Raw genomic sequence first — 22,627 nt, forward strand, 5'->3', positions numbered from 1 at the left:
TGTCACACCCTTCTTCGGTGCTTACTTGACCAGGGTACGCCACTCGGCGTGGGCCTCGGTCTTGCCGCTGACCAGGTCGAAATAGGCTTTCTGCAGCTTTTCGGTGACCGGGCCACGGCGGCCGGCGCCGATCTTGCGACCGTCCACTTCGCGGATCGGCGTGACTTCCGCGGCAGTGCCAGTGAAGAAGGCCTCGTCGGCGATGTACACCTCGTCGCGGGTGATGCGCTTCTCGACCAGTTTAAAACCGTGTTCGGCGGCCAGGGTCAGGATAGTGTTACGAGTGATGCCGTTCAGGCAGGCGGTGACTTCCGGGGTGTAGATCACGCCATCCTTGATGATGAAGATGTTCTCGCCGGAGCCTTCGGCCACGTAGCCTTCCGGATCGAGCATCATGGCCTCGTCGGCGCCGCCGGAGATCGCTTCCTGGAGGGCCAGCATCGAGTTGATGTAGGCGCCGTTGGACTTGGCGCGGGTCATCGAGATGTTGACGTGGTGGCGGGTGAAGGAACTGGTGCGCACCTTGATGCCTTGCTGCAGGGCTTCCTCGCCCATGTAGGCGCCCCAGCTCCAGGCGGCGATGATCACATGGACCTTCAGGCCGCTGGCGCGCAGGCCCATGCCTTCGCTTCCGTAGAACACCATCGGGCGGATATAGGCGCTTTCCAGGTTGTTCTCGCGCACGGCGGCGCGGGTCGCCTCGTTGATCTCGTCGCGGCTGTACGGGATCTGCATGTTCATGATGTGCGCGGAGTCGAACAGCCGGTCGGTATGCGCCTGCAGGCGGAAGATCGCCGTGCCCTGCGGGGTGTCGTAGGCGCGCACGCCCTCGAACACGCCCATTCCATAGTGCAGGGTATGGGTCAGCACGTGCGTGGTCGCGTCGCGCCACTGCACCAGTTCACCGTCATACCAGATCACGCCATCACGATCGGCCATCGACATAGTTGCCAGCTCCTTCAGATATTCGTTACGTACTTGCGTTACGTGCCTGAGTGGATCAGCCGAGCCGCAGCTCGCGCCAGATCCTGATCACTTCTCGCCGCTCCGTCTGGAAGTGCTCGCCGCTCACGACCCCGGCCTCCTTCTGTAGTGCCAGGCGGTGTGCGGCTGCGCGATAGGCCTTGTAGGCCTCCTGCAGGAGACGGACGTCCTCGCTGGCGATCAGGCCAGCCCGTTCCAGTCCTTCCAGAATGCGGATGTTATCGGTGAATTCGAGCAGCGCCGGGTGTTCTCCGGACCAAGCTAGAACCGCATATTGCACCATAAATTCGATATCGACGATACCACCGGCATCGTGCTTGAGATCGAAGGCTGCCGTGGCCTCGAAGGCATTCGAGGCGGTACCGGCGGCGGTCGCGCGGGTTCCCAGGTTGTCGCGCATCTTGGCGCGCATTTCGCTGACTTCGGTGCGCAACGCGTCGAGATCGCGCGGCCTCGCCAGCACCTCGGCACGTACCGCCTCGAAGCTCGCCTGCACCCGCCGGCAACCGGCCAGCACCCGGGCGCGGACCAACGCCTGGTGCTCCCAGGTCCAGGCCTCCTGCTCCTGGTAGCGCTGGAAGGCGCCCAGCGAACTCACCAGCAGGCCGGCCGCGCCGCTCGGACGCAGGCGCATGTCGACCTCGTAGAGGGTGCCGGATGGCGTCTGCGCGGTGAGGAAATGGATGATCTTCTGCCCCAGGCGGGTAAAGAACTGCGCGCCATCGATGGATTTGCCGCCATCGGTCTCGCACTGGGGGTCGCCGTCATGGATGAACACCAGGTCGAGGTCCGAGCCATGGCCGAACTCCAGCCCGCCGACCTTGCCGTAGCCGACGATGACGAAGTCCGGATCGCACGGCGTGCCGTCGGCGCGCAACGGCCGGCCATGACGCTGCACCAACTGCCGCCAGGCCAGTTCGAGGACCTCGACGAGGATCGCCTCGGCCAGCCAGGTCAGGTAGTCGCTGACCTTCATCAACGGCAGCGTGCCGGCGATCTCCGAGGCCGCCACCCGCAGCCCGTGGGCCAGCTTGAAGTGACGAAGGGTCTCCATTTGCTGCTCGAGGTCGTCCTCGGGAATCCGCATCAGCCGTTCGCGCAGCTCGGCGGCCAGCTCGGCGGCCTGTGGAGGACGGAACAGGCGCCCCTCGTTGAGCAGCTCGTCGAGCAGAATCGGGAACCGCGCGATCTGCTCGGCAACCATCGGGCTGGCCGCGCAGAGGGTCAGCAGGCGCTCCAGCGCGCCGGGGTTCTCGGTCAGCAACACCAGGTAGGCGGAACGCCGCGCCACCGCTTCCACCAGCGGCAGGACCCGCTCCAGCACCAGGTCCGGCTGGGGGTTTTCCACGGTCATCGCCAGCAGGCGCGGAACGAAGGCATCCAGGCGCTCCCGGCCGAGACGCTGCATCGCTCGTACCTGGGGGCCGTGGCGCAGATCGCTGAGACGCTTCCAGGCCGCCTCGGCATCGACGAAGCCGGCGTCGGCCAGTTGCCGGCTGGCCGACTCCTCGTCCAGCGCCTCCTCCCACAGCGGGATCCACTCGGCGCCGACGCTGCCGCAGGCCGCCTCGCCGCTTTCGTCCTCGTCCGGGTCGGCGATCACCTGGCGGAAGTGCCAGTCGATGCGCGCCCGCCAGTGGCTCAGGCGCTCGTGGAATGCGGCCCAACTGGCGAAGCCCATGATGAAGGCCACGCGGATGCGGTCGTATTCGTCGCTGGGCAGCATTTGCGTCTGCCGGTCGGCCAGCGCCTGGATGGCATGCTCGGCGTAGCGCAGGAACTCGTAGCCGCCGCGCAGCTCCTCGACCACCGCCGGCGGCAGGTAGCCCTGCCCCTCCAGGGTCGCCAGCACCTTCAGCAGCGGCCGTTGCTGCAAGCTCAGGTCGCGCCCGCCATGGATCAACTGGAAGGCCTGGGCGATGAACTCCACCTCGCGGATACCGCCTTCGCCCAGCTTGATGTTTTCCGACATCCCCTTGCGCCGGACCTCCTGCTGGATCAGCTGCTTCATGGTGCGCAGCGCCTCGATGGCGGAAAAGTCCAGGTAGCGCCGATAGACGAACGGCCGCAGCATGCCGAGCAGTTGCTCGCCTGCCTGCTGGTCGCCGCCGACCACCCGCGCCTTGATCATCGCGTAGCGCTCCCAGTCGCGCCCCTGGTCCTGGTAGTACTGCTCCAGCGCGGCGAAGCTGTAGACCAGCGGTCCGCTGGAGCCGTAGGGACGCAGGCGCATGTCGACGCGGAAGACGAAGCCGTCGACGGTGATCGCATCCAGCGCCTTGATCAGCTTCTGCCCCAGGCGGGTGAAGAACTCCTGGTTGTCCAGCGAACGCTTCGCCCCCTCGGTCTCGCCGCCCTCCGGGTAACCGAAGATCAGGTCGATGTCCGACGACAGGTTGAGTTCCACCGCGCCCAGCTTGCCCATGCCGAGGACCACCATCCGCTGCGGTTCGCCGGAGCGCCGGCCGATCGGCGTGCCGAACTGCTCGCACTGGCGCCGATGGAGCCACTCGCAAGCCAGGTCGATGCAGGCGTCGGCCAGGGCCGACAGGTCGCGACAGGTTTCCGCCAGCGCGGCGCGGCGGGTCAGGTCGCGCCAGATGATGCGCAGTTGCTGGCGTGTGCGGAAACGTCGCAGGCGCCGACCGAGTTCGTCCTCGTCGGCGCAATCCTCCAGCCGCGCCTGCAACTGACTGCGCAGTTCGCCGGGCGCGTGGGGGTTCTCCAGCTCGCCGCGTTCGGCCAGTTCCAGCAGCATCGCCGGGTCGCGCACTGCCTGCTCGGCGACGAAATCGCTGGCCGCGGCGACCCGTCGGAAATCCTCCAGGCGCTCCTCGGGCCAGGCCTCCAGGCGGGCCAGGGCGGCGGCATCGAGGGCGGCGACAGCGGAGCGGAGGGCAGTCCCGGCGCGTTCGGCGGCGGGCAGCAGGGTGGCCGGCAGATTCGCCAGCGAAGGCAGGCTCATGGTCTATCCTGTTTGGGCTTCCGACCGAAGACCACAGGCTCGACGCACAACGTCGAAAAGGCTCTACATCGGGCCTTATAGCCTGACAGCGACAATCGAAATGTAGTTTTACTACTAAAAATTGTATCCAGAGGGCTGTTTCTCAGACTGATCTGTAGTAAAACTACAAGTCGCCGGGTACACCCCCGGAGAACATCCAAGAATTAGCTGCGGTCGCCCACGAGGCCGGCCGCTCACCTATGGCATCCGATTCTGGAAGCCTTTCCGCCCTGGAGCAAGCCATGCAAGACCTCGATCCCGTCGAAACCCAGGAATGGCTGGACGCCCTGGAGTCCGTACTCGACCGCGAAGGTGAAGACCGCGCTCATTACCTGATGACCCGCATGGGCGAGCTGGCCAGCCGTAGCGGCACCCAACTGCCCTACGCGATCACCACGCCCTATCGCAACACCATTCCGGTAACCCACGAAGCACGCATGCCCGGCGACCTGTTCATGGAACGCCGGATCCGCTCCCTGGTGCGCTGGAACGCCCTGGCGATGGTGATGCGGGCGAACAAGCACGACCCGGACCTGGGCGGCCACATCTCCACCTTCGCCTCCTCGGCGACCCTCTACGACATCGGCTTCAACTATTTCTTCCAGGCTCCCACCGACGAACACGGCGGCGACCTGGTGTTCTTCCAGGGCCACGCGTCCCCCGGCGTCTACGCCCGGGCCTTCCTCGAAGGCCGCATCAGCGAGGAACAACTGGAGAACTTCCGCCAGGAAGTGGACGGCAACGGCCTGTCCTCCTATCCGCACCCCTGGCTGATGCCAGACTTCTGGCAGTTCCCCACCGTATCCATGGGCCTTGGCCCGATCCAGGCGATCTACCAGGCACGTTTCATGAAGTACCTGGAAAGCCGCGGCTTCATCCCCGCCGGCAAGCAGAAGGTCTGGTGCTTCATGGGCGACGGCGAGTGCGACGAGCCGGAATCCCTCGGCGCGATCTCCCTGGCCGGCCGCGAGAAACTCGACAACCTGATCTTCGTCATCAACTGCAACCTGCAGCGCCTCGACGGCCCGGTCCGCGGCAACGCCAAGATCATCCAGGAGCTGGAAGGCGTGTTCCGCGGCGCCGAGTGGAACGTCAACAAGGTCATCTGGGGTCGCTTCTGGGACCCGCTGTTCGCCAAGGACACCGCCGGCCTGCTGCAACAGCGCATGGACGAGGTCATCGACGGCGAATACCAGAACTACAAGGCGAAAGACGGCGCCTACGTGCGCGAGCACTTCTTCGGCGCGCGTCCGGAACTGCTGGAAATGGTCAAGGACCTTTCCGACGAGGAAATCTGGAAGCTCAACCGCGGCGGCCACGACCCCTACAAGGTCTATGCGGCCTACCACCAGGCGGTCAACCACAAGGGCCAGCCGACCGTCATCCTGGCCAAGACCATCAAGGGCTACGGCACCGGCAGCGGCGAAGCGAAGAACATCGCGCACAACGTGAAGAAGGTCGACGTCGACAGCCTGCGCGCGTTCCGCGACAAGTTCGACATCCCGGTCAAGGACGCCGACCTGGAGAAGCTGCCGTTCTACAAGCCTGAAGAAGGCAGCGCCGAGGCCAAGTACCTGGCCGAGCGCCGCGCCGCGCTGGGCGGCTTCATGCCGGTGCGCCGGCAGAAGAGCATGAGCGTGCCGGTTCCGCCGCTGGAAACCCTGAAGGCCATGCTCGACGGCTCCGGCGATCGCGAGATCTCCACCACCATGGCCTTCGTGCGGATCATCTCGCAGTTGGTCAAGGACAAGGAACTCGGCCCGCGCATCGTCCCGATCGTCCCGGACGAGGCCCGTACCTTCGGCATGGAAGGCATGTTCCGCCAGCTCGGCATCTACTCCTCGGTCGGCCAGCTCTACGAGCCGGTGGACAAGGACCAGGTGATGTTCTACCGCGAGGACAAGAAGGGCCAGATCCTCGAGGAAGGCATCAACGAGGCCGGCGCCATGTCCAGCTGGATTGCCGCCGGTACCTCCTACAGCACCCACAACCAGCCGATGCTGCCGTTCTACATCTTCTATTCGATGTTCGGCTTCCAGCGCATCGGCGACCTGGCCTGGGCCGCCGGCGACAGCCGCGCGCACGGCTTCCTGATCGGCGGCACCGCCGGTCGCACCACGCTGAACGGCGAAGGCCTGCAGCACGAGGACGGCCACAGCCACCTGCTGGCCTCGACCATCCCGAACTGCCGCACCTACGATCCGACCTACGCCTACGAACTGGCGGTGATCATCCGCGAAGGCTCGCGGCAGATGATCGAAGAGCAGCAGGACATCTTCTACTACATCACCGTGATGAACGAGAACTACGTCCAGCCGGCCATGCCGAAGGGCGCAGAGGAAGGCATCATCAAGGGCATGTACCTCCTCGAGGAGGACAAGAAGGAAGCCGCTCACCACGTGCAACTGCTGGGCTCCGGCACCATCCTGCGCGAAGTCGAGGAAGCGGCCAAGCTGCTGCGCAACGACTTCGGTATCGGCGCCGACGTCTGGAGCGTGCCGAGCTTCAACGAGCTGCGTCGCGACGGCCTTGCCGTCGAGCGCTGGAACCGCCTGCATCCGGGCCAGAAGCCGAAGCAGAGCTACGTCGAGGAGTGCCTGGGCGGCCGTCGCGGCCCGGTGATCGCCTCCACCGACTACATGAAGCTCTACGCCGAGCAGATCCGCCAGTGGGTTCCCTCCAAGGAGTACAAGGTGCTCGGCACCGACGGCTTCGGCCGCAGCGACAGCCGCAAGAAGCTGCGCAACTTCTTCGAAGTGGATCGTCACTGGGTGGTGCTGGCCGCGCTCGAAGCGCTGGCCGATCGCGGCGATATCGAGCCGAAAGTGGTGGCCGAGGCCATCGCCAAGTACGGTATCGATCCGGAGAAGCGCAACCCGCTGGATTGCTAATTCGCTCCATACTCCCCTCGGCAGCGAGGGGTTTCGAGCACGCCGGCGCCGCCAACGGGCGGCGCCGGCTCACAACGAACCAAGGACCAAAAGTCTTTGTTTTGCGCGCCGCACAGCGGTGGTGGCACGTAAAAGGAGAGGAATGTGAGCGAACTCATTCGCGTACCCGACATCGGCAACGGTGAGGGTGAAGTCATCGAGCTGCTGGTCAAGCCCGGCGACAAGGTCGAGGCCGATCAGAGCCTGCTGACCCTGGAATCCGACAAGGCCAGCATGGAAATCCCCAGTCCCAAGGCCGGGGTAGTGAAAAGCATCAAGGCGAAGGTCGGCGACACCTTGAAAGAAGGTGACGAAATCCTCGAGCTGGAAGTGGAAGGCGGCGAACAGCCTGCCGAAGCCAAGGCCGAGGCAGCGCCCGCCCAACCGGAAGCGCCGAAAGCCGAAGCGCCTGCTCCCGCCCCGAGCGAGAGCAAGCCGGCCGCCCCCGCCGCAGCCAGTGTCCAGGACATCAAGGTCCCGGACATCGGCTCGGCCGGCAAGGCCAACATCATCGAAGTGATGGTCAAGGCTGGCGACACGGTCGAGGCCGACCAGTCGCTGATCACCCTGGAATCCGACAAGGCCAGCATGGAGATCCCTTCGCCGGCCTCCGGCGTGGTGGAAAGCGTCTCGATCAAGGTCGGTGACGAAGTCGGCACCGGCGACCTGATCCTCAAGCTGAAGGTGGAAGGCGCCGCTCCGGCAGCCGAAGAGCAGCCGGCAGCCGCTCCGGCCCAGGCCGCGGCGCCCGCCGCCGAGCAGAAGCCCGCCGCGGCGGCCCCTGCGCCAGCCAAGGCCGATACCCCGGCTCCGGTCGGCGCACCCAGCCGCGACGGCGCCAAGGTCCACGCCGGCCCGGCGGTGCGCATGCTGGCGCGCGAGTTCGGCGTCGAGCTGAGCGAAGTGAAAGCCAGCGGTCCCAAGGGCCGCATCCTCAAGGAAGACGTCCAGGTCTTCGTCAAGGAGCAACTGCAGCGCGCCAAGTCCGGCGGTGCCGGCGCCACCGGCGGAGCCGGCATCCCGCCGATCCCGGAAGTCGACTTCAGCAAGTTCGGCGAAGTGGAAGAAGTGGCGATGACCCGCCTGATGCAGGTCGGCGCCGCCAACCTGCATCGCAGCTGGCTGAACGTGCCGCACGTGACCCAGTTCGACCAGTCGGACATCACCGACATGGAAGCCTTCCGCGTTGCCCAGAAGGCCGCGGCGGAGAAGGCCGGGGTCAAGCTGACCGTACTGCCGATCCTGCTCAAGGCCTGCGCCCACCTGCTCAAGGAACTGCCGGACTTCAACAGTTCGCTGGCCCCCAGCGGCAAGGCGCTGATTCGCAAGAAGTACGTACACATCGGCTTCGCCGTGGACACTCCGGACGGCCTGCTGGTCCCGGTGATCCGCGATGTCGACCGGAAGAGCCTCCTGCAACTGGCCGCCGAGGCCGCCGAGCTGGCCGACAAGGCCCGCAACAAGAAGCTCTCGGCCGATGCCATGCAGGGCGCCTGCTTCACCATCTCCAGTCTCGGCCACATCGGCGGCACCGGCTTCACGCCGATCGTCAACGCGCCGGAAGTGGCGATCCTCGGTGTGTCCAAGGCGACCATGCAGCCGGTATGGGACGGCAAGGCCTTCCAGCCGCGCCTGATGCTGCCGCTGTCGCTGTCCTACGACCATCGCGTGATCAACGGTGCCGCCGCGGCGCGCTTCACCAAGCGCCTGGGCGAGCTGCTGGCGGACATCCGCACCCTGCTCCTGTAATACCTGCGCCGCTCCCCACGGAGCGGCCAGCCCCTCTCGCGAGCATGCCACGCTCGTCTCTCGGCCCCACCGGATGGTGGGGCTTTTTTTGCCCGCCTGACGGCTCGGCGAAACTGCGTCCCGTCGTACCGCCAGCGAATGCCACAGGACCCGCAGGCGCGAGTTCGGCGCGCACGATGACAGGCGCTCGACGCCAACCCTCCCGGCGAAGCCAACCCTACGAAAAACAGGGCTTTTCCAGCGGCACCGCAGACCTCCGACCGTCCAGCGGTTTTTTCCCGGATACGCTTAACTTGGGCCCTGCCGGGCCGATACAGAGTTACTTGTCAGACCAATCGGCATAATGCACCCTTTGCCTGCACCCCATCGAAACGGGTCGAGGCCTCCCCCTCGCTCAGTACCTGGAATCAGCCTCGCATGAAAAGTCATCCCGATGCCGCCAGCCGTTCGGCGGCCGAGGTTGTCACGCAGCTACCCGTGCCGTCGCGGCTCGGGCTGCTGCGTTTCGAGCGGCTGAACGAGCCGAGCTGGGCACTGCTGTTCCTCGATCCTGCCTGCGAGCGCCAGTCGGGCTGCCGGCGACTACCCTCTGCGCACTGCTCGATGCGCCTTACGCCAGCCTGATGGAACCCGAGGCCCGCCACCGCCTGCACGAGCAGATCCAGCAGCAACTGGTGAAGCGCCCGCACTACCAGGTGAGCTACAAGCTGCACACACCCAACGGCGTGCTGACCATGCTGGAGTTCGGCGAAGCCTTCCAGCAGCATGGCCGCCAGTTGCTGCACGGCTACCTGATGGTCGAGGAGCGAGCGGAGAGCGCCGAGCGCAGCGAACAGTTGCTCGACCTGGAATCGCAGAACCTGCGCCTGAAGGCGTCCCTGGACCTCTACCAGCGCTCCCAGGACGACCACCTGCAACACCTGCTGCGCTCGCGCACCCAGCAGAACCTGATCGTCCGCCTGGCCCGCCATCGCTACCTGTCCAGCGACCCGCTGCTGGAGGCTGCGCAACTGATCACCCAGGCCGCCTGCGAAGCCTACGGCACCGCGCGAGCCGGCATCTGGCGGCTGCTCGACGACCAGCGCCTGGAAGCGGTGACCGTCTACCGCCGCGACCTCGACCAGTACGAGAAGCCCCAGAGCATCGACGCCAGCCGCTACCCCGCCTACCTCGAGGCGGTACACAGCGGGCGCGCCATCGACGCCCACAACGCCCAGCGCGACCCACGCACCCAGGAACTCTACAAGGACTACCTGAAGCCGCTGGGCGTCAACGCCCTGCTCGACGCCACCATCCGCATCGGCGGCGAGGTGGTCGGCGTGCTGTGCCTGGAACACGCCGGCGAGAACCGCATGTGGCAGAGCGACGAGATCGCCTTCGCCGGGGAACTCGCCGACCAGTACGCGCAGGTCCTGATGAACCACGAGCGACGCAATGTCTCCAGCGCCCTGCACCTGTTCCAGCGCGCGGTGGAACAGAGCGCCAGCGCCTTCCTGCTGATCGACCGCGACGGCGTGGTGGAATACGTCAATCCGAGCTTCACCTCGATCACCCAGTACAGCGCCGACGAAGTGCGTAACCGACGCCTGTCCGAGCTTCCGGCGCTGGAGAACCTCAGCGAGCTGCTGTTCGACGCGCGTTCCGCGCTGACCCAGCAGAACAGCTGGCAGGGCGAGTTCCGCAGCCGCCGCAAGAACCACGAGCCTTACTGGGGCCAGTTGTCGCTGTCGAAGGTCTACGACGATCTCGGCGAGCTGACCCACTACATCGGCATCTACGAAGACATCACGCAGAACAAGCTGGCCCAGCAGCACATCGAGAAACTCGCCTACCGCGACAACCTCACCGGCCTGGCCAACCGGCACTATTTCATCGGCGCCCTCGAGGAACGCCTGGAAAGCAGCGGCGACCGCCCGCTCAGCCTGCTGCTGGTGGACATCGACAACTTCAAGCGGATCAATGACAGCCTCGGCCACCAGACCGGCGACAAGCTGCTGGTCAGCCTGGCCCGGCGCTTGCGCAGTTGCCTCGGCGACGGCGCCACCCTGGCGCGCTTCGCCAGCAACGAGTTCGCCGTGCTGCTCGACGACACCGCGGTGGAAAAGGGCGAAAGCATTGCCGCGCAGGTCCTGCACATGCTCGACAAGCCGCTGTTCGTCGACAACCAGTTGATCAACATCACCGGCTCCATCGGCCTGGCCAGCGCCCCGCAGCACGGCTGCGACCCGCAGACCCTGATGAAGTACGCCGGCCTGGCGCTGCACAAGGCCAAGGCCAACGGCAAGCACCAGGTCCAGGTGTTCACCGAGGCGCTGACCGCCGAGGCCAGCTACAAGCTGTTCGTCGAGAGCAACTTGCGCCGCGCCCTGGCGCAGAACGAACTGGCGGTGCACTACCAGCCCAAGCTGTGCCTGCGCAGCGGCCAGTTGCTCGGCCTGGAAGCCCTGCTGCGCTGGCAGCATCCGGAAAAAGGCATGATCCGCCCGGACCGCTTCATCAGCGTGGCCGAGGAAACCGGGCTGATCGTGCCGATCGGCAAGTGGGTGATCCGCGAAGCCTGTCGCCAGGCCCGCGAGCTGGCCGAGGCCGGGCTGGGCGAGCTGCAGATCGCCATCAACCTGTCGCCCAAGCAGTTCACCGACCCGGACCTGGTCGGCTCGATCGCGGCGATCCTCCACGAAGAGAACATCCCGGCCAGCCAGCTGGAACTGGAGCTCACCGAAAGCCTGCTGCTGGACGCCACCGACGATACCCGCCAGCAACTCGAACGCCTGAAGAGCCTCGGCCTGACCCTGGCGATGGACGACTTCGGCACCGGCTACTCGTCACTGAGCTACCTGAAGAAATTCCCCATCGACGTGATCAAGATCGACCGCAGCTTCATCAAGGACATCCCGGACAGCCAGGACGACATGGAAATCACCTCGGCGGTGATCGCCATGGCCCACAACCTCAAGCTCAAGGTAGTCGCCGAAGGCGTGGAGAGCGCCGAGCAACTGGCCTTCCTCCGGCGCAACCGCTGCGACATCGGCCAGGGCTACCTGTTCGACCGGCCGATCCCCAGCGACCTGCTCAATACCAGTCTGCTGCGCTATCCTTGCCGCACCCTGCACTGATCGCCCAGGCCTCCCCCGCCGGCGCGGAAAGGCTGTACTCTCTGTGCTCATCCGCGAGTCATTCGCCTACCCCCTGAGCAGGAGACGAGAGCCATGGTTCTGCGTTCTGAAATCCTCACCAAGAAAAGCGAGCTGCCCACGCCGGACCAGGCCCTGCCGGGTCGCGAAAGCGCCATGCCGGTGCCCGAAGCGCACTTCGTCAACGGCCGCCCGCTGACCGCGCCGTTCCCCGCCGGCCTGCAACAGGTGCTGTTCGGCATGGGCTGCTTCTGGGGCGCCGAGCGTCGCCTCTGGCAGCAACCGGGTGTCTGGGTGACCGCGGTGGGTTATGCCGGCGGCTACACGCCGAACCCGACCTACGACGAAGTCTGCTCCGGCCTGACCGGCCACAGCGAGGTCGTGCTGGTGGTCTACAACCCGCAGGAGACCAGCTTCGAACAGCTGCTCAAGGTATTCTGGGAAGCCCACGATCCGACCCAGGGCATGCGCCAGGGCGGCGACATCGGCACCCAGTACCGCTCGGTGATCTACACCTTCGACGCGGCCCAGAAAGCCGCGGCCATGGCCAGCCGGGAGAGCTTCCAAGCCGAACTGGCGAAAGCCGGCTACGACCGCATCACCACCGAGATCGCCGACGTCCCGCCCTTCTACTACGCCGAGGCCTACCACCAGCAGTACCTGGCGAAGAACCCCAACGGCTACTGCGGCCTGGGCGGCACCGGGGTGTGCCTGCCGGCCTGACGACTATTCCGCCACCAGCCAGTCGAGACGCCAGCCGCCCTGGCTCTGGGCCATGACCTCGGCCAGCCAGGGCAGCAGGTCGCGCAGTTCGTCCTCCAGCGGCCACGGCGGATTGACGATGGCCAGCCCGGAGCCGTTGAAACGCTCGGCGTCGTCGATCGGATGCACGTGCAGCTCGGCACGCAGCAGCTTCGGCGCGACGCTACGTTCCAGGGCCTGGTAGAAACGCTTGAGCTGGCGCTCGTCCTTGATCGGATACCAGATCACCACCACCGTCTGGCGCATCCGCCCGATCGCCTCGTCGAGCGCAGCGACACAACGCTGCAATTCGTCGGCCTGCTCGAACGGCGGATCGATCAGCAGCACCGCGCGCTTTTCCGGCGCCGGCAGGAACGCCCGCGGCAGCAGCCAACCGTCGCCCTGGTGCACGGCGACCCGCCGTTCGCCAGCCATGTTGGCCTTGAGCAGGCGGCCGTCCTCGGGATGCAGTTCGTTGAGCAGCACGCGGTCCTGGGCGCGGGTCAGGCGCCGCGCCAGTTCCGGCGAGCCCGGGTAGTAGCGCAGGGAGCCGTCCGGATTCAGGTGACGGATCACGTCCAGGTAATCGTCCAGTTGCTCGGGCAGGCCTTCGCGCTCCCACAGGCGGGCGATGCCCTGCTCCCACTCGCCGGTGCGGCTGGCCTCGTCACCCTGCAGGTCGTAGAGGCCGACCCCGGAATGGCTGTCCAGGTAGGCGTACGGCGTGTCCTTGCGCCCCAGCAGGGCGAAGATCCGCGCCAGCACCAGGTGCTTGAAGACATCGGCATGGTTGCCGGCGTGGTAAGCGTGACGATAATTCATGATGACTGCTCCTTGGACAGCGCCAGGCAGCGCTGCTAGCCGGACCGCCCGGCCCCGGCGGATTCGCGCCGACCCCGCGTCGGCACAGGCCCTCGCCCATGGGCGAGGGGCGCGGATTCTACCAGCCTCCCGAGGCTTCGGCAGCGGTCTCGCCGTCGCAGGTTTGGCCCTTGTATCACGCATATCGATGTTGGTTGGCGACCTTCATTCACCAGCCTAGACTCGCTGGCACCCTGGCACCGCCTGCGACGGTCGATGCCTTCGCCGCGCCGCCCCACGATCCCCTTTCGCCGAGGTCGTCATGTCCGAAACCCTGCTCAGTTCCCGCAACCTAGCGTTCGAGCTGTACGAAGTCCTCGATGCCGAAGCCCTGACCCAGCGCCCGCGCTTCGCCGAACATAGCCGCGAAACCTTCGATGCCGCCCTCGGCACCGCGCGGAGCCTGGCGGAAAAGCTGTTCGCCCCGCACAACCGCAAGGGCGACGAACACGAGCCGCTCTATGAGAATGGCTCAGCCACGCTGATTCCGGAAGTGAAGCCGGCAGTGGATGCCTTCCTCGACGCCGGCTTCCTCAACGCCACCCGCAGCTTCGAGCAAGGCGGCATGCAGTTGCCGACCCTGCTGTCGCAGGCCTGCTTCGCCCACTTCCAGGCGGCCAACGTCGGTAGCTCGGCCTATCCGTTCCTGACCATGGGTGCCGCCAACCTGATCGAGAGCTTCGGCAGCGAGGAGCAGAAGCAGCGCTTCCTGCAACCGATGATCGAGGGCCGCTTCTTCGGCACCATGGCCCTCACCGAACCGCACGCCGGCTCCTCCCTCTCCGACATCCGCACCCGCGCCGAACCGGCCGCCGACGGCAGCTATCGGATCAAGGGCAACAAGATCTTCATTTCCGGCGGCGACCACCCGCTCTCCGAGAACATCGTGCATATGGTCCTGGCCAAGCTGCCGGATGCACCGCCGGGGGTGAAAGGCATCTCGCTGTTCATCGTGCCGAAGTTCCTGGTCAACGCCGACGGCAGCCTCGGGCCGCGCAACGACGTGATCCTCGCCGGCCTGTTCCACAAGATGGGTTATCGCGGCACCACCTCCACCGCGCTGAACTTCGGCGACAACGGCGCCTGCGTCGGCTACCTGGTGGGCAAGCCGCACCACGGCCTGGCCTACATGTTCCAGATGATGAACGAGGCGCGCATCGGCGTCGGCATGGGCGCGGTGATGCTTGGCTATGCCGGTTACCTCTATTCGCTGGAGTACGCCCGCGAACGCCCGCAGGGCCGCCTGCCGGACGGCAAGGACCCGAGCGCGCCACAGGTGGCGATCATCCGCCACGCCGACGTGCGGCGCATGCTGCTGACCCAGAAGGCCTATGTCGAAGGCGCCTTCGACCTGGGCCTGTACGCCGCGCGCCTGTTCGACGACAGCCAGACCCTGGAAGACGACGAACAGCGCCGCCAGGCCCACGACCTGCTCGACCTGCTGACCCCGATCGTCAAGTCCTGGCCCTCGGAGTTCTGCCTGAAGGCCAACGAGCTGGCGATCCAGATCCTCGGCGGCCACGGCTACACCCGCGAATACCCGGTGGAACAGTACTACCGCGACAATCGCCTGAACCCGATCCACGAAGGCACCCACGGCATCCAGTCCCTCGACCTGCTGGGACGCAAGGTCGGGCAGAACAATGGCGCCGGCCTGCGCCAGCTGACCCGCCTGATCCAGGACGCCTGCCGGCGCGCCGAAGCCCACCCATCCCTGGTCGCCCTGCGCCAGCCGCTGGAACGGCTGGTGGCGCGGCTGTCCGAGGTGACCCTGGCACTGCTCGGCGACCTGATGCAGGGCCAGGTCAACCAGGGCCTGGCCAACTCGGCGCTGTACCTGAAAGTGTTCGGCCATGCGGTGATCGGCTGGCGCTGGCTGGAGCAGGCGATCCGCGCCGAGGAAGGGCTGGCTCGCGGCGACTGCGCCGACGCCGACTTCTATCGCGGCAAGTTGCAGGCCGCACGCTACTTCCTGACCTGGGAAGTGCCTGGCTGCCACCACGAACTGGCGCTGCTGGAGGCCCGCGACGACGTGTGTTCGAGCATGCAGGAAGAATGGTTCTGATCCTGCCTGCCCTTTCCCGCCCCGGTCACGTCCGGGGCTTTTTTATGTCCGGGCATGGACGCCGGGTTGCCGTTGCCTGGCGGCCACGCCGGCGAGTCCGCGCGCACTCGCCCGGACAACGCGAAAGCCTTGGAATTCCTTCGAAAAAAACCGCAGCCGCCCCTTTACAGTCCGCCAAATCCGCAGGTTAGAATCACTTGGCATGCGGCCTGCATCCTGTCTACGTAATTCCCCTACGTAAAACCGACCCGTAGCGTCGCCTTCCCCCTGTCCCGCCGCGAGGAGGCCGACCTTGGACGCCGTCACCGTCAATAATTTCTTCCTGATCGGGGCGGTGCTGGTCGGCATGAGCATCCTCGTCAGCTCGCTGTCCTCCCGCCTGGGCATCCCGATCCTGGTGATCTTCCTCGCCGTCGGCATGATCGCCGGCAACGACGGGGTCGGCGGCATCGTCTTCGACAACTATCCGATGGCCTACCTGGTGGGCAACCTGGCGCTCGCCGTGATCCTCCTCGACGGCGGCCTGCGCACCCGCGTCTCCAGCTTCCGCGTGGCGCTCTGGCCGGCATTGTCGCTGGCCACCCTGGGCGTGCTGGTGACCACCGGCCTGACCGGCATCGCGGCAGCCTGGCTGTTCGACCTGCACTGGATGGAAGGCCTGCTGATCGGCGCCATCGTCGGCTCCACCGATGCCGCCGCGGTGTTCTCCCTGCTCGGCGGCAAAGGTCTCAACGAGCGGGTCACCGCGACCCTGGAAATCGAATCGGGCAGCAACGACCCAATGGCGGTGTTCCTCACCGTGACCCTGATCGAGATGCTCGCCAGCGGCCAGACCGGCCTCAGCTGGGGCTTCGCCCTGCACCTGGTGCAGCAGTTCGGTCTCGGCGCCCTGCTCGGTCTTGGCGGCGGCTGGTTGCTGCTGCAACTGATCAACCGCATGCACCTGGCCGGCGGCCTCTACCCGTTGCTGGTGATCAGCGGTGGCCTGCTGGTGTTCGCCCTGGCCAACGCCGTCGGCGGCAGCGGCATCCTCGCCATCTACCTGTGCGGCCTGCTCCTCGGCAACCGCCCGATCCGCAGCCGCCACGGCATCCTGCACATGCTCGACGGCATGGCCTGGCTGGCGCAGATCGGCATGTTCCTGGTCCTCGGCCTGCTGGTCACACCCCACGACCTGTGGCCGATCGCCCTGCCGGCACTGGCCCTGGCGCTGTGGATGATCCTGGTGGCACGACCGCTGTCGGTACTGATCGGACTGATCCCGTTCCGCGCCTTCCACGACCGCGAGAAAGCCTTCATCGCCTGGGTCGGCCTGCGCGGCGCGGTGCCGATCATCCTCGCGGTGTTCCCGCTGATGGCCGGCCTGCCGAACGCCCAGCTGTTCTTCAACGTGGCCTTCTTCATCGTCCTGGTCTCGCTGCTGGTGCAGGGCACCAGCCTGCCCTGGGCGGCCAGGCTGCTGCGGGTGGTGGTGCCGCCGGATCCGGCACCGATATCCCGCGCCGGCCTGGAGATCCACCCGACCAGCGAGTGGGAGCTGTTCGTCTACCACCTGAACAAGGAAAAGTGGTGCATCGGCGCCGCCCTGCGCGAGCTGAAGATGCCCGGCGGGACCCGGATCGCCGCGCTGTTCCGCGGCACCGAACTGCTCCACCCGTCGGGCAGCACCATCCTCGAGGCCGACGACATTCTCTGCGTGATCGGCCACGAACACGACCTGCCGGCCCTCGGCAAGCTGTTCAGCCAGGCGCCCGACCGGGGCCTCGGCGCGCGCTTCTTCGGCGACTTCGTGCTGGAAGGCGATGCCCAGCTGTCGGCGGTGGCCTCGCTCTACGGCCTGAAGCTCGACGGCATCGACGGCGAGCAAGCGCTGGGCCGCTTCATCGCCCACGAGATCGGCGGCGAAGCGGTGATCGGCGACCAGGTGGAGTGGAACGGCCTGACCTGGACCGTGGCCGCCCTGGAAGGCAACCGTATCCGCAAGGTCGGCGTGAAGTTTCCGGAAGGCCGCCCAGGGCCCGGACTTTTCCTCTGATTTCCTGTCGAATTCCCGTTCCGAGGCGCCTTGCGGCGCCTCGGAGCCACCACTAACCTGCATTCACCCTTCTTCGAGTCTCTTCTCGACCATGCCTGCCCTCCGCTCCCTGATCGCTATTCTTTTCCTCGGCCTCTGCCTTGCCAGTCCGCCGCTCCTCGCCCAGTCCGAGCCGCCCTCGGCCGAGACCGTCCAGCAAAGCCTCGACAAGCTGGCCGAGCGCAAGCTCGCCGAAGCCGACCAGAAGGTCGCCAAGGCCAGCCTCGAACAGACCCTCAAGTTCCTCGCCGCGCGCGACGAAGCGCTGCAGAGCCTGGAGGACCTGAAAAAGCGCCTGAGCGACGCGCCCCGGCAGATCGAGGAAAACCAGCGCGAACTGGAGCGCCTGAAGAAGACCAAAGAACGTCCGGTCAGCGAACGCTACAGCGGCGAGAGCGCGGCCCGCCTGGAAATGCTGCTCAACGACCGCACCACCCAGCAGGCCGAGTGGCAGAAGGCCCTGGGCGAGGCCAACAGCCTGTCGATCACCGCCGAGACCCGTCCGGAACGAGCCCAGGCCGGCATCAGCAGCATGCAGGCACGGATCCTGGAAATCGGCTCGCTGCTCAAGGCCGGCAAGGAAAGCAGCAAGACGATCAACGCCGACCGTCGCGGTGAGCTGCTCGCCGAGCAGGCCGCATTGACCGTGCAGAGCCAGCTGTTGCGCCAGGAGCTGGCCGGCAACAACCTGCTGCAGGACCTCGGCAAGAGCCAGCACGATCTGCTCACCGAGAAGATCTCGCGCCTGGAAAAGGAAACCCTCGACCTGCAGGCGCTGATCAGCGAGAAGCGCCGCGAGCAGTCGGAAAAGACCGTCGCCGAGCTGTCCAAGGAAGGCGCCCAGGGGGCCGGCACCGACAGCCTGCTGAGCCAGGAGAACGCCAAGAACCTGCGTCTCTCCGACTACCTCCTGCGTGCCACCGACCGCCTCAACGTGCTCACCCGGCGCAACCTCGAGACCAAGCAGCAACTGGACAACCTGACCCAGTCCAACCAGGCCCTCGAGGAACAGATCAACGTCCTGCGCGGCAGCCTGCTGCTGTCGCGCATCCTCTACAAGCAGAAACAGGCGCTGCCCAAGATCAAGGCCGACCAGAGCCTGGCCGACGAGATCGCCGACCTGCGCCTCGGCCAGTTCGAACTGAACCAGGAACGCGACAAGCTGGCGACCCCGCAGCAATACCTGGACGACCTGCTCGCCCAGCAGCCCAGCGAGCAGGTCACGCCGGAACTGCGCAAGGATCTCGACACCCTGTTGGCAACCCGTTCCGAGTTGCTCGAACGGCTCAACCACGAACTCAACGCGCTGCTCAACGAAGCGATCACCTTGCAGTTGAACCAGAAACAGTTGCTTTCCACCAGCGAGAGCCTGCGCACCACCCTCGACGAGCAGATGTTCTGGATTCCCAGCAACCAGCCGCTCGACCTGTCCTGGTTCAAGATGACCCCGACCCTGCTGAAGAACCAGCTCACCGAGATCCCCTGGGGCTCCGGGGTGCGTGAACTGGGCGAAGGCCTGGTCGATCGGCCGCTGCTGTTCCTGCCGCTGTTCCTGCTGATCGCCGCGCTGCTGTGGAAACGCCGCTACCTGTACGACAAGCTGGCGGAGCTGAACGACGACATCGGCCACTTCAAGCGCGACAGCCAGCTGCATACCCCGCTGGCGATCCTGATCACCATCCTCCTCGCCCTGCCCGGCACCCTGACCTTCGCCGTCGCCGGGCTGGCCCTGCTGCTGGACGCCCGCGGCCAGAACGCCACCCTTGGCAGCGCCCTGCTGGAAATGGCCCAGGTCTGGCTGCTGTTCTACACCGCCCATCGCATCCTCACCCCGGGCGGCATCGCCGAGCGGCATTTCCACTGGAGCCGCGAACAGGTCGGCTTCCTCGACCGGCACCTGGTCCGCCTCGGCGTTGTGGTCCTGGCGCTGGTCGGCGTGGTGACGGTGGCCGAGCACCAGCCGGCGAGTCTGGCCGACGACGTGATCGGCATCGCCGTGGTCCTGCTCGGCTACGCGGCCATGGCCTGGCTGCTCAGCCGCCTGCTGTTCAGCAGCCCCGGCGACGAACGTCCGTCGCTGATCAAGATGATCGTCGGCATCCTCTTCACCGCGCTGCCGCTGGTGCTCTTCGTCGCGGTCTGCTTCGGCTACTACTACACCTCGCTGAAGCTCACCGACCGTCTCATCGATACCCTTTACCTGCTGCTGCTCTGGTTCGTCATCGAAGCCGCCTTCGTCCGCGGCCTGGGCGTGGCGGCCCGGCGCCTGGCCTACGCCCGGGCCCTGGCGAAACGGCAGAACGCGGCGAAGGAAGGCGTCGACGGCGAGACCAACGTCGAGGAGCCGACCCTCGGCATCGAGCAGATCAACCAGCAATCGCTGCGGCTGATCCGCCTGGCCCTGCTGATCGGCTTCATCGTCTGCCTGTACTGGGTCTGGGCCGACCTGATCAGCGTGATCTCCTACCTCGACAACGTCACCCTGTACCAGTACACCGCCGGCACCGGCGAAGCGGCCACCAGCGTGCCGATCAGCCTGCGCGACTTCCTCGCGGCGCTGGCCATCGCGGTGGTCACCGTGGCCTTGGCGCGCAACCTGCCCGGCCTGCTGGAAGTCCTGGTACTGCAGCGCCTGACCCTGGCCCAGGGCAGCGCCTACGCCACCACCACCCTGCTTTCCTACGCCATCAGCGGCATCGGCATCGTCAGCGCCCTGTCTACCCTCGGGGTCAGCTGGGACAAGCTGCAATGGCTGGTGGCGGCGCTCTCGGTAGGCCTCGGTTTCGGCCTGCAGGCGATCTTCTCCAACTTCGTCTCCGGCCTGATCATCCTCTTCGAGCGTCCGGTACGAATCGGCGACGTGGTGACCATCGGCAACCTGTCCGGCACGGTCAGCCGGATCCGCATCCGCGCCACCACCATCACCGATTTCGACCGCAAGGAGATCATCGTCCCGAACCAGACCTTCATCACCGGGCAACTGGTGAACTGGTCGCTGAGCGATACCGTGACCCGGGTCACCATCAAGATCGGCCTGGCCTACGAGACCGACCTGCCGCTGGCGCGCAAGCTGATGATGCAGGCGGTCAAGGAAAACCCGCGGGTACTGCGCGACCCGGAGCCGCTGCTGTACTTCCTGACCATCAGCGCCAGTACCTTCGACTACGAGCTGCGCTTCCACGTCCGCGAACTGGGCGACCGCAATCCCTCTACCGACGAGATCCTGACGAAGATCGCCACCAGCTTCCGCGAACACAAGATCGACATGGCTTTCAACCAGGTCGATGTGTTCGTCAAGAACCTCCAGGGCCAGCAGGTCCAGCTGTTCGTCGGCGAGCCGCAGCACAGCGGCGTCGGCAATCCGCCCGCGCTCAAGGGCCAGGACGGTCCCGCCGAACCGACCCGCTGAACCTCCGGGCCTGGACGCCCTCCGGCAATTCCCAGCACAATGCTCGGGAATTGCCGGAGGCCTCTCTTGAAATCACTCGACGACCTCGACTTCGACAACCGCTTCGCCCGCCTGGGCGACGCCTTCTCCACCGAAGTCCTGCCCGACCCCATCGCCGAGCCGCGCCTGGTGGTAGCCAGCCCCGCCGCCCTGGCGCTGCTCGACCTGCCAGCGGAAACCAGCGACGAAGCGCTGTTCGCCGAACTGTTCGGCGGGCACAAGCTGTGGTCGGAAGCCGAGCCGCGGGCGATGGTGTATTCCGGCCACCAATTCGGCTCCTATAACCCGCGCCTGGGCGACGGCCGCGGCCTGCTGCTCGGCGAGGTGATCAACCAGGCCGGCGAGCACTGGGACCTGCACCTCAAGGGCGCCGGCCAGACCCCCTACTCGCGGATGGGCGACGGGCGCGCCGTGCTGCGCTCGTCGATCCGCGAGTTCCTCGCCTCCGAAGCCCTTCCGGCACTGGGCATTCCCAGCAGCCGGGCGCTCTGCGTGATCGGTTCGAGCACGCCGGTCTGGCGCGAGAAGAAGGAAAGCGCGGCGACGCTGCTGCGCCTGGCGCCCAGCCACGTGCGCTTCGGTCACTTCGAATACTTCTACTACACCCGCCAGCACGACCAGTTGAAACAGTTGGCGGCGTTCGTTCTGGAACACCACTTCGCCGACTGCAACGCAGCCGAGCGGCCATACGCGGCGATGTTCCGCCAGGTCGTCGAGCGCAACGCCGAACTCATCGCCCGCTGGCAGGCCTATGGCTTCTGCCACGGGGTGATGAACACCGACAACATGTCGATCCTCGGCATTACCTTCGACTACGGGCCCTACGCCTTCCTCGACGATTTCGACGCCAATCACATCTGCAACCACTCCGACGACGCCGGCCGCTACTCCTTCAGCAACCAGGTACCGATCGCCCATTGGAACCTGGCCGCCCTGGCCCAGGCGCTGACGCCACTGGTGGAAGTGGACGAACTGCGCGCCAGCCTCGACCTGTTCCTGCCCCTCTACCAGGCCCACTACCTCGACCTGATGCGCCGGCGCCTGGGCCTGGGCGTCGCCGCGGAGAACGACCAGGCCCTGGTCCAGGAACTGTTGCAGCGCATGCAGGGCAGCGCGGTGGATTACTCGCTGTTCTTCCGCCGACTCGGCGAAGAGACTCCGGAGCGGGCGCTGGCCAGCCTGCGCGACGACTTCGTCGACCGCGAGGCCTTCGACCGCTGGGCCGAGGCCTACCGCCGGCGCGTCGAGGAAGAAGGCGGAGACCAGGAGTCGCGGCGCCGGCGCATGCACGCGGTCAATCCGCTCTATGTGCTGCGCAACTACCTGGCACAGCAGGCCATCGAAGCGGCCGAGCAGGGCGACTACACGGAAGTCCGCTTGCTGCACCAGGTACTGAGTCGCCCGTTCGAGGAACAGCCGGGCATGGAGCGCTTCACTCGGCGCCCGCCGGACTGGGGGCGGCACCTGGAAATCAGTTGCTCCTCCTGACGGGATACCCTGACAGAACGGCGGCCGATAATGCCGCAATGGAATAAATACCTTCGGAAAACTTCTTAGACGCACTAAGAAAAGCCGATTATCTTCGCCGCCACACTTATTCCAGCCTGTTCTACCACCTCCTGTCAGGCGCCTTGCCG

At 66.2% G+C, this 22,627-nt stretch carries 10 protein-coding genes and 1 pseudogene; 8 read left to right on the top strand and 3 right to left on the bottom strand.

Annotated elements, in window-relative coordinates; genetic code table 11:
- Window positions 1–21: 21 nt before the first annotated feature.
- Both ilvE and glnE read right to left on the bottom strand, forming a co-directional pair.
- Complete coding sequence (gene ilvE, locus AT700_RS26130; protein ID WP_003095783.1) at window positions 22–945, bottom strand: branched-chain-amino-acid transaminase; 924 nt, start codon at window positions 943–945, stop codon at window positions 22–24.
- Window positions 946–1,000: 55 nt separating this feature from the next.
- Window positions 1,001–3,949, bottom strand: a complete 2,949-nt coding sequence (gene glnE, locus AT700_RS26135) for a bifunctional [glutamate--ammonia ligase]-adenylyl-L-tyrosine phosphorylase/[glutamate--ammonia-ligase] adenylyltransferase (RefSeq protein WP_003146359.1) — start codon at window positions 3,947–3,949, stop codon at window positions 1,001–1,003.
- Between the two features lie 281 nt (window positions 3,950–4,230).
- On the opposite strand from glnE, the gene aceE reads away from it, so the two are divergent.
- From aceE to msrA, 4 genes and pseudogenes are all read left to right on the top strand, one after another.
- Window positions 4,231–6,879 carry a pyruvate dehydrogenase (acetyl-transferring), homodimeric type gene (gene aceE, locus AT700_RS26140; RefSeq protein ID WP_003114556.1) on the top strand — a complete coding sequence of 883 codons (2,649 nt, stop codon included), beginning with the start codon at window positions 4,231–4,233 and terminating at the stop codon, window positions 6,877–6,879.
- A 144-nt stretch (window positions 6,880–7,023) separates the two neighbouring features.
- On the top strand, window positions 7,024–8,667 hold the full coding sequence (aceF, locus tag AT700_RS26145; RefSeq protein ID WP_048521718.1) for a dihydrolipoyllysine-residue acetyltransferase: 1,644 nt from the start codon (window positions 7,024–7,026) through the stop codon (window positions 8,665–8,667).
- A gap of 417 nt (window positions 8,668–9,084) precedes the next feature.
- Window positions 9,085–11,783 (top strand): annotated as a pseudogene (gene dipA, locus AT700_RS26150) (phosphodiesterase DipA).
- Window positions 11,784–11,876: 93 nt separating this feature from the next.
- Window positions 11,877–12,524 carry a peptide-methionine (S)-S-oxide reductase MsrA gene (gene msrA / locus AT700_RS26155; protein WP_003095789.1) on the top strand — a complete coding sequence of 216 codons (648 nt, stop codon included), beginning with the start codon at window positions 11,877–11,879 and terminating at the stop codon, window positions 12,522–12,524.
- A 3-nt stretch (window positions 12,525–12,527) separates the two neighbouring features.
- Here the strand turns inward: msrA and AT700_RS26160 are convergent, their stop codons facing one another.
- Complete coding sequence (locus AT700_RS26160; RefSeq protein WP_003095790.1) at window positions 12,528–13,364, bottom strand: 23S rRNA (adenine(2030)-N(6))-methyltransferase RlmJ; 837 nt, start codon at window positions 13,362–13,364, stop codon at window positions 12,528–12,530.
- Between the two features lie 301 nt (window positions 13,365–13,665).
- Here AT700_RS26160 and AT700_RS26165 point away from each other — a divergent pair, with 301 nt between their 5' ends.
- The 4 genes from AT700_RS26165 to selO all read left to right on the top strand — a co-directional run bounded on the left by AT700_RS26165 (window position 13,666) and on the right by selO (window position 22,478).
- On the top strand, window positions 13,666–15,468 hold the full coding sequence (locus AT700_RS26165; RefSeq protein ID WP_003114561.1) for an acyl-CoA dehydrogenase: 1,803 nt from the start codon (window positions 13,666–13,668) through the stop codon (window positions 15,466–15,468).
- 292 nt (window positions 15,469–15,760) lie between these two features.
- Entirely contained in the window at window positions 15,761–17,503 is a 1,743-nt protein-coding gene (locus AT700_RS26170) for a potassium/proton antiporter (RefSeq protein WP_003114562.1), read from the top strand.
- A 91-nt stretch (window positions 17,504–17,594) separates the two neighbouring features.
- The gene (mscK, locus tag AT700_RS26175; RefSeq protein ID WP_023089697.1) at window positions 17,595–20,951 is read left to right on the top strand and encodes a mechanosensitive channel MscK; all 3,357 of its coding nucleotides are present in this window, start codon (window positions 17,595–17,597) and stop codon (window positions 20,949–20,951) included.
- Between the two features lie 66 nt (window positions 20,952–21,017).
- Window positions 21,018–22,478 (top strand): protein adenylyltransferase SelO, encoded by a 1,461-nt coding sequence (gene selO, locus AT700_RS26180; RefSeq protein ID WP_003116144.1) that lies wholly within the window; start codon window positions 21,018–21,020, stop codon window positions 22,476–22,478.
- Window positions 22,479–22,627: the final 149 nt, after the last annotated feature.

It is taken from the genome of Pseudomonas aeruginosa (genome assembly GCF_001457615.1).
GTDB lineage: Bacteria > Pseudomonadota > Gammaproteobacteria > Pseudomonadales > Pseudomonadaceae > Pseudomonas > Pseudomonas aeruginosa.

Bases quoted from the DNA above. Each gene is read 5' to 3' on its own strand.
- ilvE (WP_003095783.1), bottom strand. From the start codon at position 945: ATGTCGATGGCCGATCGTGATGGCGTGATCTGGTATGACGGTGAACTG.
- glnE (WP_003146359.1), bottom strand. From the start codon at position 3,949: ATGAGCCTGCCTTCGCTGGCGAATCTGCCGGCCACCCTGCTGCCCGCC.
- aceE (WP_003114556.1), top strand. From the start codon at position 4,231: ATGCAAGACCTCGATCCCGTCGAAACCCAGGAATGGCTGGACGCCCTG.
- msrA (WP_003095789.1), top strand. From the start codon at position 11,877: ATGGTTCTGCGTTCTGAAATCCTCACCAAGAAAAGCGAGCTGCCCACG.
- AT700_RS26160 (WP_003095790.1), bottom strand. From the start codon at position 13,364: ATGAATTATCGTCACGCTTACCACGCCGGCAACCATGCCGATGTCTTC.
- AT700_RS26165 (WP_003114561.1), top strand. From the start codon at position 13,666: ATGTCCGAAACCCTGCTCAGTTCCCGCAACCTAGCGTTCGAGCTGTAC.
- mscK (WP_023089697.1), top strand. From the start codon at position 17,595: ATGCCTGCCCTCCGCTCCCTGATCGCTATTCTTTTCCTCGGCCTCTGC.